Source organism: Pseudomonas sp. AMR01, from assembly GCF_041946035.1.
In the GTDB taxonomy this organism is placed as follows: Bacteria; Pseudomonadota; Gammaproteobacteria; order Pseudomonadales; family Pseudomonadaceae; genus Aquipseudomonas; species Aquipseudomonas antarctica_B.
Genome location: NZ_JAUTYR010000044.1, coordinates 1 through 12,875 on the forward strand (window position 1 = coordinate 1; position 12,875 = coordinate 12,875).

The following is a 12,875-nucleotide window of genomic DNA, read 5'->3' on the forward strand; positions in this document are numbered from 1 at the left end:
TGCCGAGTGGTGGGGCACAGACCTTTTGGTTACTTTTGGGGCGTTTGCCAAAAGTGACCCGCTGTAAGAGCGGAACCCATATCAGCCGTTGCGACGCCAATGGATATGTACCCAACCCAACCCAACCCCAACCCCCTAAAACGGCGCCGAACACTCAAACCGCAACCGCTCCCCACTCTGCGGATGCGTAAAACTCAACATGCTCGCATGCAGGCACAACCGTGGCCACGCAGCCAAAGCCTGCTCATGCGCATACAACCCATCCCCCAACAGCGGATGCCCGATCGACAGCATATGCACCCGCAGCTGGTGCGAGCGCCCGGTAATCGGCGTCAGCTCCACACGACACCAATCGCCACACCGCTCCAGCACCTTCCAGAAGGTCAGCGCATGTTTGCCAAACTCATAGTCGACCACATGACGCGGCTTGGTCGGCGGGTCGTAACGCAGGGGCAAGTCGATACTGCCGCTGTCCAACTCAGGTTGACCCCAAGCCAGCGCGGTATAAGCCTTTTCCGTTTCACGGTCATGAAACTGACGCGACAGTTCGCGGTGCGAATCAGCGTCGCGGGCGAGCAGGATGATCCCGGAGGTTTCCCAGTCCAGTCGATGGACGATGCGGGCTTCGGGGTAGCCGTTTTCCTGCAGGCGGGTGATCAGGCAGTCCTTGTTGTCATCGGCGCGGCCAGGCACAGAGAGCAGCAGGGTCGGTTTGTTCACCACCAGGACGGCGTCGTCCTGATGCAGGATATGGATATTGGACAGCGGCATTAAACAGCCTCGTAACAAACGCCAACGGCGGCTCGCTCACCCGGTTCCCGATAAGGGATCAAGGTGGCCGAGCCGCCGTGGCAACCGCCTTTTCGATTAACGATCAGGCAGTGTGATATTGAGTTCCAGAATCGAGCAGCTGCCGTCGTTTTCAAGGGCGACATGTACGTCGTCGTTACCGATATTGACGTACTTGCGGATCACCTCGACCAGTTCCTTCTGCAAGGCTGGCAGGTAGTCCGGCGTGCTGCGTTGGCCGCGTTCGTGCGCCACGATGATCTGTAGACGCTCTTTCGCTACCGACGCGGTACTTGGTTTTTTGTTGGCGCGAAAGAAGTCGAGAAATTTCATTGTTTAGTTGCCCCCAAAGATACGCTCGAAGAATCCCTTCTTCTTAACATCGAGGAAGCGATGTTCCACGGTCTTGCCCAGCAAGCGATCAACTGCATCGCTGTACGCTTGGCCGGCGTCGCTCTGGTCGTCAAGAATTACCGGGACGCCCTGGTTGGAAGCCTTCAGCACAGCCTGGGATTCCGGGATCACACCCAGCAGGGTCACTGCGAGGATGTCTTTGACGTCTTCAACGCCGAGCATTTCGCCATTGCTGACGCGCTCAGGGTTGTAACGGGTGAGCAGCAAGTGCTCCTTGATCGGGTCTTCGCCTTTTTCGGCGCGCTGGGACTTGCTGGCCAGCAGGCCGAGCATGCGGTCCGAGTCACGTACCGAGGAGACTTCCGGGTTGGTCACGACGATGGCTTCGTCGGCGAAGTACATCGCCAGGTGAGCACCGGTTTCGATACCGGCCGGGGAGTCGCACACCACGTATTCGAACGTTTCTTTCAGCTCGGCGAGAACTTTGCCCACGCCTTCTTTGGTCAGCGCGTCTTTGTCACGGGTCTGGCTGGCGGCCAGCACGTACAGGTTCTCAAGGCGCTTGTCCTTGATCAGGGCCTGTTGCAGGTTGGCTTCGCCGTTTACCACGTTGACGAAGTCATACACCACGCGGCGTTCGCAGCCCATGATCAAGTCGAGGTTACGCAAACCAACGTCGAAGTCGACGATAACTGTTTTGTGGCCGCGCAGTGCGAGGCCGGTACCGATAGCGGCGCTGGTGGTGGTCTTACCCACACCACCCTTGCCGGATGTAACCACGAGAATCTTGGCCAAGGTGTTTCACCCCTAAGGAAAAAGGACTTTTCAGTCCCTGAAAAACATCTCTTGAAACTCGCTGCAGGCGGACAGCCTTTGTAGGAAAGAATCTGGTTTGCGCGAGAAAAACGCCAACTTCCAATTATTCCTACGCAAGTATTGCCGGTTTCGCTGTGCTATCAGAGTCTAGAGATGCTTGGAAAATGCGGCAGTATCCGTTAAAGACGGGTGATGTTCAACACATCGCCCGACAGGCTGACTTGGACCCCGGCCCCCCACAGCGGATCACGGCGCAAATCTTCTGAAACCTTGTACTGGCCTGCGATGGACACTAGCTCAGCGGTCAACTGCTGGCAAAAAATACGGGCCCTGGTATCACCCTTGATGCCGGCGAGGGCACGTCCGCGCATCGGGCCGTATACATGGATGTTTCCATCGGCGAGAAGTTCCGCGCCCGGGCTTACCGAAGCGATCACCACAAGGTCGCCGCCCTGGGCGTAAATTTGCTGCCCGCCGCGTACGGGGGAGGTGATGACCTTTGTAGGCTTGATCGTCGGTTCCGGCGGTTTTTCCGGTTTTTTCTTCAGTTCACCTTCCATCGGCTCGAGCGGACGCTCGCGGGCTCCGGACGGCGGCAGTACTGGCAGTTCAATGGCGATGGCTGCGGCGATGTCTTCAATGCGGCTGGCGCGAATCGCCAGGGTGCGCAAACCGTGGGAACGGCAGACGCGCATCAAACCGGGCAAATCAATCGCGCCTTGGCCGGCCGGGAGTTTGTCCAGGGCAAGCACCAGCGGGGCATTGTTGAAAAAGTTCGGCGCCAGGGCGACCTTGGCGGCGAGTTGGCGGTCCAGGGCATCGAGGTCATTGCGGGCCAGCTCCAGCACGGTGATGGCGAGCATGCTGCCTTTTAGCTGGAACACGGGATCTTGGTCTAGCGGTTCGGTTTGGCTCATGGTCGGCAAAAGCTGCTTGTCACGAAAAGTGTCGAGACTTATAACGAGAACATCCCCGGGCCGCAAGCCGAGTCGATCCGTTGTAGAATGCGCGGCCCTTGTCTTTACCGGAATCTGTAATGGATCGCCCGCGTTTTCGTGCTGCATTTCTTCACCCGCGTTTTTGGCTGCTATGGCTGGGGCTCGGCCTCCTGTGGCTGGTTACTCAGTTGCCGTATCGGGCGCTGTTGACCATTGGTCGATTACTCGGTGTCGGGATGTACCAAGTGGCCGGCGAGCGCCGCCGCATCGCCGCGCGCAACCTGGAGCTGTGCTTCCCGGAAAAATCCGCCAAGGAGCGTAAACGTCTGCTCAAGGAAAACTTCGCGTCCACCGGCATCGCCTTTTTTGAAATGGCCATGAGCTGGTGGTGGTCGCGTCAGCGCCTGGCGCGCCTGGCCCATGTGGAAGGCTTGGAGCATCTCAAGCAGGCGCAGCTGGATGGCAAGGGCGTGATCCTGATGGCCCTGCATTTCACCACCCTGGAAATCGGCGCCGCCCTGCTTGGGCAAAAACACACCATCGATGGCATGTACCGCGAGCACGGCAACCCGTTGTTCGACTTCATCCAGCGCCGTGGCCGCGAGCGGCATAACCTGGATTCCCTGGCGGTTGAACGTGACGACGTGCGAGGCATGCTCAAGCTGCTGCGCGCCGGCCGCGCTATCTGGTACGCACCGGACCAGGACTACGGCGCCAAGCAAAGTATTTTTGTGCCACTGTTTGGCATCCAGGCCGCGACTGTGCCCGCCACCAGTAAGTTTGCCAAGCTGGGGAAGGCGCTGGTCGTGCCGTTTACTCAACAGCGCCTGGCCGATGGCAGCGGTTACCGCCTGGTGATCCACCCGCCGCTGACTGACTTCCCGGGCGAAACCGATGAGATCGATTGCCTGCGCATCAATCAATGGGTTGAAGCCTCGGTACGCGACTGCCCCGAGCAATACCTGTGGACGCACCGACGCTTCAAGAGCCGCCCGCCGGGTGAGCCCAAGTTGTACGAAAAACGCCGTCGATAACACCTGTTTTCATTACATGGAGTGACGCAATGCGCCCAGCTGAACCGGTCACAGGCTTGATTCTTTCCGGCGGCGGGGCGCGAGCGGCGTATCAGGTGGGCGTGTTGGCGGCAATCGCCGAGCTGTTGCCGCCGGGGGCACCGAATCCGTTTCCGGTAATCGTCGGCACCTCGGCCGGTGCGATCAACGCGGTGAGCCTGGCCAGTGGTGCACTGGATTTCACCGCGTCCATCGAACGGCTAACTGCGTTCTGGCAAGGCTTTCGCAGCCACTTGGTGTTGCGCAGCGATTGGCCCGGCGTGGTGCGCCAGGCGAGCCGCTTTTTAACCCACAGCCTGTTGGGCTTTGGCACGCGACTGCCGGTTGCGCTGCTGAACAGCTCGCCCTTGCGCGATTTACTCCACGACAAACTACGCCTGGAAGGCATCGACGAGGCCATTCGCCAGAACCGTCTGCACGCTGTGGCAGTCACGGCGTTCGGTTATGAGTCAGGGCAAGCGGTGACCTTTTATCAGGGCGGCGGCACCCTTGAACCCTGGCTGCGCCATCGGCGTATCGGGGTGCCCACGCAACTGACGGTTGAGCACCTGCTGGCGAGTTCGGCGATTCCTTTGCTGTTTGCCCCGGTCAAACTTGGCCAGGAATATTTCGGCGACGGGGCCGTGCGTCAGTCGGCGCCGATCAGCCCTGCGTTGCACCTGGGCGCGACTCGGGTGCTGGTGGTGGGCGTCAGTGGCAACCCACGAGGTAACGAGCCGTTGACCCAGCGCACCTACACCGGCCAGCAGCCGACGCTGGCGCAGATCGGTGGGCACATGCTCAACAGCACGTTCATTGACAGCCTGGAGAGTGACATCGAGCTGTTGGAACGCCTGAACCACTTCAGCCACGTGCTGCCAGCCGATGCGGCCATTCAGGGCCTGGCACCGGTGGACGTGCTGGTGATTGCGCCGAGCCAGCCGATTGATGAAATTGCGGCGCGGCATCGCCAGGAATTGCCGGCGGCGTTGCGCGTATTTCTGCGCGGGCCGGGGGCTACCAAAACGAGCGGGGCGGGGGTGTTGAGCTACCTGCTGTTCGAGGCGGGGTATTGCAGCGAGTTGATCGAGTTGGGGCGGCGTGATGCGATGGCCAAGCGCGAGGAGATCACCCGGTTTTTGAGGTTGCCCCCAATCTAAATGTGGGAGCGGGCTTGCTCGCGAATGCGGTGCGTCAGTCAGCACATTAGTTGACTGGCACACCGCCTTCGCGAGCAAGCCCGCTCCCACATTTTGTATTGCAGCGTGGGTTAGAAGTGGTACTTGACCAAGAAGCTCGCCGTGTCCTGCGTCGTCTTGAACGCACCCGAATCTTCAATCCCGTATTTGTTCTTCCAGTAATCGTATTCAAAACCCACATACAACTGCTTGTCGCCCCAGTGCAGCGCCTTGCCCAGGTCATATTTGACCTGTGGGTTGAAGTGCAAGTTGGCGTGGTAAGTACCACGGGCGTTCTTGTCGTTGTCCACCACCCAGTCCATGAAACCGTCGATCAGCACATTCGAATTGCCCACCGGAATCGTGTACGACCACACCGGAGTGATCTGCCACACGCCGTCACCCGGCCGATTGCCTTCGGTCTGGCGCTGGTAGAAATTCAACTGGAAGTAGTCGAACCCCGGGATGTTCAAGTCAAAGGCCGGGCCGAGCAGGTACGACTCGTTATCGCCCTCACCGAACTCGTAAGTGAAGGCCAGCAATACATCTTTGATCGGGCCGAATGAAAGGTCTTTGTCGAAAATCTTGCCGAACGACAGGCGCGGGCTGAACTCGCCGTAGTAAGTGCTTGGGCCGACGTTGCCATCTTCTTTGCCGTTATAAAAGATGCGGTCGACAAAGAAAAAGTTGTCGCCGTACTTCCACGCGTCAGCATGTTCGAAGGTGACGGTTTGCTGGATCTGCGGGTTGACGGTGAAGTTCTTGCCCCACAGATACGTCAGGCTGTTGTTCTGCCATTGCAACAGGTCACCGGCCACGGCTTGGCCACCGGCCAGCAGGGATCCCGCCAGCATCAGGCCTTTGAACATAGGTTTCATTCGGTTGCTCCCGAGTTAAAGTTTTATGGTTTTTTTTTCTACGCAGGCGCTCTGGTGTGGCGCCTTTTGGTCAGCTGAAAAAATAGTCTGGTCGGTCAGCTTTAGTGCATTTAGCAAGAGCTGCGCCAAGCTGTTTAAAAAGCCAAAAAATCCCCGTCGGCTGCATGGGATGCAGTCGAATTCAGGGAACTTTTGCGCACTTTGGCCGCAGACATAAGGCCGGGATAAGTTGGCCTTGCAGTCAGCTTTTACATTCGCTGTTTTTTTTTGAGTTGATTCGAGCGGGCGCGGAGAATACTGGCTCTTATGCCTGGGCTCAAGTGCGCTGTAACAGAGCGCGTGGGGCAAGAATGGGGCACGGCTTGTGGCCGGCCCCAGGTGAATGGCGTGCATGTCGTGGTTCCCGGTTTCGTTATTGTTTTTGTAAGAACGAAGGAATCAATGCGTAGAGGTGACGACAGGTCGGTCAGCGCCGCCGAGAATGTTGAACAGGATATTCAGCCGACGGCTGCGAAACTGGCGCCCATCAATCAGCGGCACGGCGACGGCGCCGCCGTACATCAGCAAGACGTGTTGCAGGCCTACCAGAATCAGTTGCAAGAGGGGCAGCCGCACCATGGCGGGCGCGGCAGGAGTCTGCGTTTCTAACGGGGACATGCAACACCTCGGATCTTTTTATTTTTGTGTTGTGTGGAATGCAATCTCTACATCACCACAAATCCACTGTGGGAGCGGGCTTGCTCGCGAATACGGTGTGTCAGTCACTGAATGTGCTGACTGATCCAGCGCCTTCGCGAGCAAGCCCGCTCCCACATTTGGATCTGTGTGAATCAGTTAGTCAGTTGGTGTGCGCCCCCTGATTGATCCAGGTCCCAATCAAATCCCGCTCCTGCTGGGTCATCTGGGTAATGTTGCCCAGCGGCATGATCTGGCTGGCCACGGCCTGCGCTTGAATGCGCGCTGCCTGCTGCTGGATCTGCACGGGCGTGTCGAACATAACTCCAGCCGGCGCGGTGCTGAACAGTGGGCTGGTCGGTTTGGCCGAATGGCATACCGCGCAGCGTTCCTGGATAACCCCATGCACCTTCTCGAAATCAATCGTCGCCTGGGCAGGCGCCGCTGCTGGTGCAGCAGCAGGCTCGGCCGGCGCGGCAGGTTTCAAGCCACCGCCCAACGCGGTTTCCGGTAACGGCTGATATTCGATGGCCGCAGGTGCCTTGGCCACTTCCGCCACCGGCTTGGGGCCGGTCACATACGCCAGGCAAATCATCGCCAACGCGCCCACCGGCAAGGTCCACGCATACTTCTGGCTGTTATGCCGGGTGTTGAAGTAGTGACGCACCAACACCGCCGCCACCGCGATACCGGCCAGGATCAGCCAGTTGTATTGGCTGCCGTAGGTGCTCGGGAAGTGGTTGCTGATCATGATGAACAGCACCGGCAAGGTGAAGTAGTTGTTGTGACGCGAACGCAGCAAGCCTTTGGCTGGCAGTGCCGGGTCCGGCGTGCGGTTCTCCGCGATGGCCGCCACCAGCGCGCGCTGAGCGGGCATGATGATGCGGAACACGTTGCCGACCATGATGGTGCCGATCACCGCACCCACGTGCAGGTACGCGCCACGGCCACTGAACACCTTGCTGAAGCCGTAAGCGGCCGCAATCAACAGCACAAACAGGATCAAACCGAGCAGGGCAGGGCGCTTGCCCAGGGCCGAGTCGCACAGGAAGGAGTAGATGAACCAGCCGGCAAACAGTGAGCCGATGCCCAGCAATACGCCTTCGGTGCCGCTGAGCGTGCTGCCGGGGGCGAGCAGGTACAGCGTCGGGTTGAGGTAGAACACCACGCACAGCAGCGCGACGCCCGACATCCAGGTGAAATAGGCTTCCCATTTGAACCAGTGCAGGTTGTCCGGCATGGTCGGTGGGGCCAGTTTGTATTTTTCCAGATGGTAGATACCGCCACCGTGGATCGCCCACAAGTCACCGGCCAGGCCGCTCTTGGGGTTGACGCGGTTGAGGTTGTTTTCCAGCCAGACGAAATAGAAGGAAGCGCCGATCCACGCGACGCCAGTGATCATATGAACCCAGCGTACGCTCAGGTTCAGCCATTCCAACAGATGTGCTTCCACAGTCTTTACCTCTCGCCTGTCACCCTTGTTGTCGGGTGATCCGGCCTTCTCTTATTGGTGGGGGGCGAGGATCAACCGCTCATCCTCTTTGAAAAAATGCTCATCGCAGTTATTGCCTGTGCCACTGCGATCAACCACCAGGAAGTCATCCCGCTTTTCGATCGTCAGCACCGGGTGGTGCCAAACGCCGCGATGGTAATTAATGCCCTGCCTGCCGTTGGTAACGAAGGCGCGGACCAAGCCTGATACAGGTGCATCGCCAAGGGGCGCGACCACGATCAGAAAGGGGTTGCCGAGCAGCGGTATAAAGGCCTGGCTGCCCAGCGGGTGTCGCTCCAGCATGCACACGGTCAGCGGCATGTCCTGCGCGTCGGCGCGGAAGATGCTGATGATTGCGTTATCTTCCGGCGTGGCGGTTTGCACCGTCGCCAGTTTATGAAAACGCATGGTCGACCCGTTATTGATCATGAAGTGATCGCTGCCATCGGTTTCGATAACGTCTCCGAAGGGGGCGAAGGCTTCTTTGGTCAGGGGCTCGATCATCAGTGTGCGCATGGCTGTCTCTTATCCGGACTCGGGGTTGTTTGTTCTGACGCCTTCGCGAGCAAGCCCGCTCCCACAGGGGAATGCATTTCAAATGTGGGAGCGGGCTTGCTCGCGAATGGCCTCACCGCTTACTTAGCTACTTTGCCCAAAACCCGCAGGCGACTCACACCACCATCCGGGAACACGTTCAGGCGGATGTGGGTAATCGGCCCCAGTGCCTTGATCTGCTCGGCAAAGGTATGTTCGGCGTGCATTTCCAGTTTCTGCGCTGGCAGCAGTTCGCGCCAGAACAGTGATTGGGTTTCGATCTGGCTGTCGGTGCCGCCCTTCACGAACGCGCCCTGGATGGAGCACGTGTCCGGGTAGTTGCCCTTGAAGTGCAGGGTGTCGACGATGATTTTTTCGATCTCGCCAGGGTGGCCCAGCGCGACGATCACCCAGTCATTGCCCGGCGTACGACGACGTGCGGTTTCCCAGCCGTCGCCCATGTTGATGCCACGGCCCGGGTTGAGAATGTTGCTCATGCGGCCGAAGTGTTCATCGGAGCACGCCAGCGCGCGACCACCGTTGAGGGCCGAGGCCAGGTCGACTTGTTCGTTGTCGCCCACTGAGGACCAGTCGCGGAACGGCACGCCGTACACGCGCAGACGGGCCACGCCGCCATCCGGATAGATGTTAAAACGCAGGTGGCTGTAGGCCTGGTCGTTGTTGATCTCGTGGTAATGGTGGCTGTTGCCCTGCAGCTCGACGGCCGACAGCACTTCCACCCACTGGGTGTTTTCATCCGGGTCGCCCGAGGCCAGGAAGCAGGCTTCCAGGGAGGCAGACGGCGGGTAGTTGCCGGTGAAGAATGAAGTGTCGATGTCCACGCCCTTGATCGAGCCCGGTACGCCCAGGCGGATCACCGCGCTGTCGTAGCCTTCGAAGCGCTTGCGGCGCGACTCCCAGCCGTCCATCCACTTGCCGTTGTCATCGAAAACGCCCTCCTTCCACACGGCCGGGGTCGGCTGGAACAGGCGGTTGGCGTCAGCGAACCAGTCATCGGTCACCGAAAGAATCTTGGTGCCCAGACGGGCGTCGGCCAGGTTGACGAACTTCTCGAAAGGTACGGCGTAAGCTTTCATTCTTCTTGTCTGCCTTGGATAGAGTGGCTGGGGATGGTCATTCAGAGGGTCAGTAATCGGAACAACGCGATCTTGTTGATCTCGGCCAGCGCGCAGTTGAACTCGGTGTCTGCCGAGTGGTGGATGCGCGTTTCGAACGCGGCGAGGATCTGATGCCGGTTGCTGCCTTTTACCGCCATGATGAAGGGAAACTTGAACGTGGCTTTGTAGGCGTCGTTCAGCTCGGTGAAGCGTGAGAACTCTTCGGCCGTGCATTGGTGAATACCCGCGCCGGCTTGTTCATCGGTGCTGGCTTGGGTCAATTGGCCCTGGACGGCAGCTTTGCCGGCCAGGTCCGGGTGAGCATTGATCAGGGCCAGTTGGCTGGCATGATCGGCGCTCAACAGGATGTCGCTCATGCGCTGGTGCAGGGTTTCGATCTCATCGATCGAGCTGTCCTGGCCCAGGTCGAAGGCCTTTTCGGCCACCCATGGCGAATGTTCGTAGATGTCGGCGAAGGCTGCGACGAATTCATCGCGGCTCAGGGTCGACGGCTTGAGGGTGTGGAACGCAGTCATTTCGCCGCTCCCGTGTACGGGTGGGTTGCGTGCCAGTGACGGGCAATGTCGACGCGTCGAGTGAACCACACCTGCTCAAAGCTTTTGGCGTATTCGATAAACCGTTTCAAGGCGGCGAGGCGCGCAGGGCGGCCGATCAGGCGGCAATGCAGGCCGATGGAAAGCATTTTCGGCGCCTCGGCCCCTTCGGCGTAGAGCACGTCGAAGGCGTCCTTGAGGTAGTCGAAAAAGTCATCGCCCTTGTTGAAACCCTGCACTTGGGTGAAGCGCATGTCGTTGGTGTCCAGGGTGTAGGGGATCACCAGGTGCGGCTTGCCGGTGGGGTTGTTGGGTTCCCAGTAGGGCAGGTCATCGTCGTAGGTGTCGCAGTCATACAGGAAGCCGCCTTCCTCCATCACCAACCGGCGCGTGTTGGGGCCGGTGCGGCCGGTGTACCAGCCCAATGGGCGTTCGCCGGTCAGCTCGGTGAGGATGCGGATGGCTTCGAGCATGTGCTCGCGCTCCTCGGCCTCGTCCATGTACTGGTAGTCGATCCAGCGGTAGCCGTGGCTGCAGATCTCATGGCCCGCATCGACCATGGCGCGGATCACGTCCGGGTGACGCTGGGCGGCCATGGCCACGGCGAAGATGGTCAGCGGGATATCGAATTGCTTGAACAACTTGAGGATGCGCCACACGCCGGCACGGCTGCCGTATTCGTACAGCGACTCCATGCTCATGTTGCGCGCGCCTTGCAGCGGCTGGGCCGAGACCATTTCCGAGAGGAACGCTTCGGACTCTTTATCGCCGTGCAAAATGTTGCGCTCACCGCCTTCTTCGTAGTTGAGTACGAACGACAGCGCGATGCGTGCCTTGCCCGGCCAATGGGGGTGAGGAGGGTTACTGCCGTAACCGATCAGGTCGCGTGGGTAGTCAGCGCTCACTGCAGTCTTCCTTCTTGTTCGTGATCATTCATGTGGCGGCCGGGGGATGAAATGACCGGGTGGCGTCACAGCGATGAGTGATTGTATACAACTTATCGACGACTTTGTAAGCCTGCATTTCTGCATTTTTTCCATAAACCCCTCTGTGAATGGTCTAGCAAGAAACTTGCCTGCCTGGTCAGTAAATGGATAAAAGGTCGTTTAAAAGCAAGGTTTACTCATCAATTGCTCTATGGAGCATCGAAGGAACGCAGATCCACAGTTTTGTGATTTTTATTGTGTACAATTTTTTTAAAAAGTGTCTTAATCAGCCATCGCCGGCTTTTTTGATGCCCTGAAAAAGTGCGGACCTCTTATCTACTGACTTCGGGAGGCGCGTAGACGCCAATGGGACGTTTGACCACACACGTTTTGGACGCCGCACACGGCTGCCCTGGCAGCGCAATCAAGGTTGAGCTGTACCGCGTCGAAGGTGCGCAGCTCGAACTGGTTGCCGCCACCGTGACCAACAGCGACGGACGTTGCGATGCGCCACTGCTGCAAGGCGATGACTACCGCAGCGGCGTGTACCAGCTGCAATTCAGCGCCGGCGACTATTACCGCGCCCGTGGCGTGCAATTGCCCGAACCGGCTTTTCTGGATGTGGTGGTACTGCGCTTCGGCATCAGCGCCGAACAGGATCATTACCATGTCCCGCTACTGATTTCGCCTTACAGCTACTCCACTTATCGCGGTAGCTAAGCGTCACCTCGCTTCACACCCCCAAAGCTCTTCGTTGGTTTTTTGCCCGCCCACACAGCGGGCTTTTTTTTGCGTGTCGTCCGCGCGCGGCTGTCCCTTGCGCCAGCGGCACAGGCGGCCTTTATCCGCGCAGTCAGAGACTGCGCGGCGCGGTGGATAGGGAGAAATGGCGGAGCGGGAAGGGCGACGCTGCACGCTTTTACAACGTCAAATCAGGCTCTCGCTCTCATCAGCGACACCAGGCCAGCACAGCCGAACAAGCCGGCACTGACGCGGTTGAACCAACTCTGGCCCTTGCCGGTGCGCAGGTAGCGTGCCGCAGCGTGGGCGCCAAGGCCGTAGGCGAGCTTGCACAGCAGGTCGAGCAGGGTCCAGGTTACGATCATGACCAACAATTGCGGGAGGAACGGCAGGTCGTTGCTGAGAAACTGCGGAAGGAAGGCGGCAAAGAACAGAATGTCCTTGGGGTTGCTCGCGCCCAGCACGAAGGCGCGGCCAAACAAGGCGCGAAAACGCGGCGTAGCAGCGGCCTGAGGCACCACCGCGCCCTGAGACGGTTGACGCGATTGCTGCCAACTCTGCCATGCGAGGTAAAACAGGTAGAGGGCGCCGACAATCTTCAGCGCGCTGAACAGCTGTTCGGAGGCCAGCAACAGTGCGCCCAGACCCAGTGCCGAGGCGCTCAACAAACAGATCGAGGCAAACACGCCGCCGAGAAACGCGGGATAGGCGCGGCACAGCCCAAAATTGAGGCTGTTGCTGATCATCAGCAACGACAGCGGGCCGGGGATCAAAATCACGATCAATGCAGCGCCACTGAACAGCAACCAGGTTTCCAGCGTCATGCCTTA

General features: G+C 59.1%; 15 protein-coding genes and 1 pseudogene. 3 read left to right on the top strand and 13 right to left on the bottom strand.

The genetic code is table 11. The features are described from left to right. Nucleotides 1-135 precede the first annotated feature (135 nt). The 4 genes from Q7C20_RS23850 to minC form a co-directional block, all read right to left on the bottom strand. Nucleotides 136-771 (bottom strand): RluA family pseudouridine synthase, encoded by a 636-nt coding sequence (locus Q7C20_RS23850; RefSeq protein ID WP_348062623.1) that lies wholly within the window; start codon nucleotides 769-771, stop codon nucleotides 136-138. Between the two features lie 96 nt (nucleotides 772-867). Continuing rightward, nucleotides 868-1,122: a cell division topological specificity factor MinE gene (minE, locus tag Q7C20_RS23855; protein ID WP_003175252.1), complete on the bottom strand. Its 255-nt coding sequence runs from the start codon at nucleotides 1,120-1,122 to the stop codon at nucleotides 868-870. Between the two features lie 3 nt (nucleotides 1,123-1,125). Beyond that, a complete protein-coding gene (gene minD / locus Q7C20_RS23860) occupies nucleotides 1,126-1,938 on the bottom strand; it encodes a septum site-determining protein MinD (protein ID WP_017737535.1) in 813 nt (270 codons plus the stop codon). A gap of 200 nt (nucleotides 1,939-2,138) precedes the next feature. Beyond that, nucleotides 2,139-2,876 carry a septum site-determining protein MinC gene (minC, locus tag Q7C20_RS23865; protein WP_348062585.1) on the bottom strand — a complete coding sequence of 246 codons (738 nt, stop codon included), beginning with the start codon at nucleotides 2,874-2,876 and terminating at the stop codon, nucleotides 2,139-2,141. A 119-nt stretch (nucleotides 2,877-2,995) separates the two neighbouring features. Here minC and Q7C20_RS23870 point away from each other — a divergent pair, with 119 nt between their 5' ends. Both Q7C20_RS23870 and Q7C20_RS23875 read left to right on the top strand, forming a co-directional pair. Then, the gene (locus tag Q7C20_RS23870; protein ID WP_375070738.1) at nucleotides 2,996-3,931 is read left to right on the top strand and encodes a lipid A biosynthesis lauroyl acyltransferase; all 936 of its coding nucleotides are present in this window, start codon (nucleotides 2,996-2,998) and stop codon (nucleotides 3,929-3,931) included. A 29-nt stretch (nucleotides 3,932-3,960) separates the two neighbouring features. After that, a complete protein-coding gene (locus Q7C20_RS23875) occupies nucleotides 3,961-5,109 on the top strand; it encodes a patatin-like phospholipase family protein (protein ID WP_375070739.1) in 1,149 nt (382 codons plus the stop codon). Between the two features lie 110 nt (nucleotides 5,110-5,219). On the opposite strand, the gene Q7C20_RS23880 is transcribed toward Q7C20_RS23875, so the two are convergent. The 8 genes and pseudogenes from Q7C20_RS23880 to puuE all read right to left on the bottom strand — a co-directional run bounded on the left by Q7C20_RS23880 (nucleotide 5,220) and on the right by puuE (nucleotide 11,283). Then, nucleotides 5,220-6,005, bottom strand: coding sequence for an outer membrane protein OmpK (locus tag Q7C20_RS23880; protein WP_348062025.1), 786 nt, complete (start codon nucleotides 6,003-6,005; stop codon nucleotides 5,220-5,222). Between the two features lie 15 nt (nucleotides 6,006-6,020). Beyond that, nucleotides 6,021-6,398, bottom strand: a complete 378-nt coding sequence (locus tag Q7C20_RS23885; RefSeq protein WP_375070742.1) for a hypothetical protein — start codon at nucleotides 6,396-6,398, stop codon at nucleotides 6,021-6,023. A gap of 87 nt (nucleotides 6,399-6,485) precedes the next feature. Further along, a pseudogene (locus Q7C20_RS23890) lies at nucleotides 6,486-6,662 on the bottom strand (purine permease); the annotation flags it as partial. A gap of 181 nt (nucleotides 6,663-6,843) precedes the next feature. Continuing rightward, the gene (locus tag Q7C20_RS23895; RefSeq protein WP_375070744.1) at nucleotides 6,844-8,133 is read right to left on the bottom strand and encodes a urate hydroxylase PuuD; all 1,290 of its coding nucleotides are present in this window, start codon (nucleotides 8,131-8,133) and stop codon (nucleotides 6,844-6,846) included. Between the two features lie 51 nt (nucleotides 8,134-8,184). Continuing rightward, nucleotides 8,185-8,688, bottom strand: coding sequence for an ureidoglycolate lyase (locus tag Q7C20_RS23900; RefSeq protein ID WP_375070746.1), 504 nt, complete (start codon nucleotides 8,686-8,688; stop codon nucleotides 8,185-8,187). 119 nt (nucleotides 8,689-8,807) lie between these two features. Next, complete coding sequence (alc, locus tag Q7C20_RS23905) at nucleotides 8,808-9,803, bottom strand: allantoicase (RefSeq protein ID WP_049712212.1); 996 nt, start codon at nucleotides 9,801-9,803, stop codon at nucleotides 8,808-8,810. Between the two features lie 41 nt (nucleotides 9,804-9,844). Then, nucleotides 9,845-10,360 (bottom strand): 2-oxo-4-hydroxy-4-carboxy-5-ureidoimidazoline decarboxylase, encoded by a 516-nt coding sequence (gene uraD / locus Q7C20_RS23910; protein WP_375070748.1) that lies wholly within the window; start codon nucleotides 10,358-10,360, stop codon nucleotides 9,845-9,847. After that, nucleotides 10,357-11,283, bottom strand: a complete 927-nt coding sequence (gene puuE, locus Q7C20_RS23915) for an allantoinase PuuE (RefSeq protein WP_375070750.1) — start codon at nucleotides 11,281-11,283, stop codon at nucleotides 10,357-10,359. Before puuE ends, uraD begins: the two co-directional genes overlap by 4 nt. 387 nt (nucleotides 11,284-11,670) lie before the next feature. Here puuE and uraH point away from each other — a divergent pair, with 387 nt between their 5' ends. Beyond that, complete coding sequence (gene uraH / locus Q7C20_RS23920; protein ID WP_348062426.1) at nucleotides 11,671-12,024, top strand: hydroxyisourate hydrolase; 354 nt, start codon at nucleotides 11,671-11,673, stop codon at nucleotides 12,022-12,024. 212 nt (nucleotides 12,025-12,236) lie between these two features. Here the strand turns inward: uraH and Q7C20_RS23925 are convergent, their stop codons facing one another. Further along, a complete protein-coding gene (locus Q7C20_RS23925; protein WP_375070753.1) occupies nucleotides 12,237-12,869 on the bottom strand; it encodes a LysE family translocator in 633 nt (210 codons plus the stop codon). Nucleotides 12,870-12,875 lie beyond the last annotated feature (6 nt).

Excerpts from the sequence above, each read along its gene's own strand:
- Q7C20_RS23870 (WP_375070738.1), top strand. The coding sequence starts at position 2,996 with ATGGATCGCCCGCGTTTTCGTGCTGCATTTCTTCACCCGCGTTTTTGG.
- uraD (WP_375070748.1), bottom strand. The coding sequence starts at position 10,360 with ATGACTGCGTTCCACACCCTCAAGCCGTCGACCCTGAGCCGCGATGAA.
- uraH (WP_348062426.1), top strand. The coding sequence starts at position 11,671 with ATGGGACGTTTGACCACACACGTTTTGGACGCCGCACACGGCTGCCCT.
- alc (WP_049712212.1), bottom strand. The coding sequence starts at position 9,803 with ATGAAAGCTTACGCCGTACCTTTCGAGAAGTTCGTCAACCTGGCCGAC.
- Q7C20_RS23875 (WP_375070739.1), top strand. The coding sequence starts at position 3,961 with ATGCGCCCAGCTGAACCGGTCACAGGCTTGATTCTTTCCGGCGGCGGG.
- Q7C20_RS23925 (WP_375070753.1), bottom strand. The coding sequence starts at position 12,869 with ATGACGCTGGAAACCTGGTTGCTGTTCAGTGGCGCTGCATTGATCGTG.
- Q7C20_RS23850 (WP_348062623.1), bottom strand. The coding sequence starts at position 771 with ATGCCGCTGTCCAATATCCATATCCTGCATCAGGACGACGCCGTCCTG.
- minE (WP_003175252.1), bottom strand. The coding sequence starts at position 1,122 with ATGAAATTTCTCGACTTCTTTCGCGCCAACAAAAAACCAAGTACCGCG.
- Q7C20_RS23880 (WP_348062025.1), bottom strand. The coding sequence starts at position 6,005 with ATGAAACCTATGTTCAAAGGCCTGATGCTGGCGGGATCCCTGCTGGCC.
- minC (WP_348062585.1), bottom strand. The coding sequence starts at position 2,876 with ATGAGCCAAACCGAACCGCTAGACCAAGATCCCGTGTTCCAGCTAAAA.
- Q7C20_RS23900 (WP_375070746.1), bottom strand. The coding sequence starts at position 8,688 with ATGCGCACACTGATGATCGAGCCCCTGACCAAAGAAGCCTTCGCCCCC.
- Q7C20_RS23885 (WP_375070742.1), bottom strand. The coding sequence starts at position 6,398 with ATGCACGCCATTCACCTGGGGCCGGCCACAAGCCGTGCCCCATTCTTG.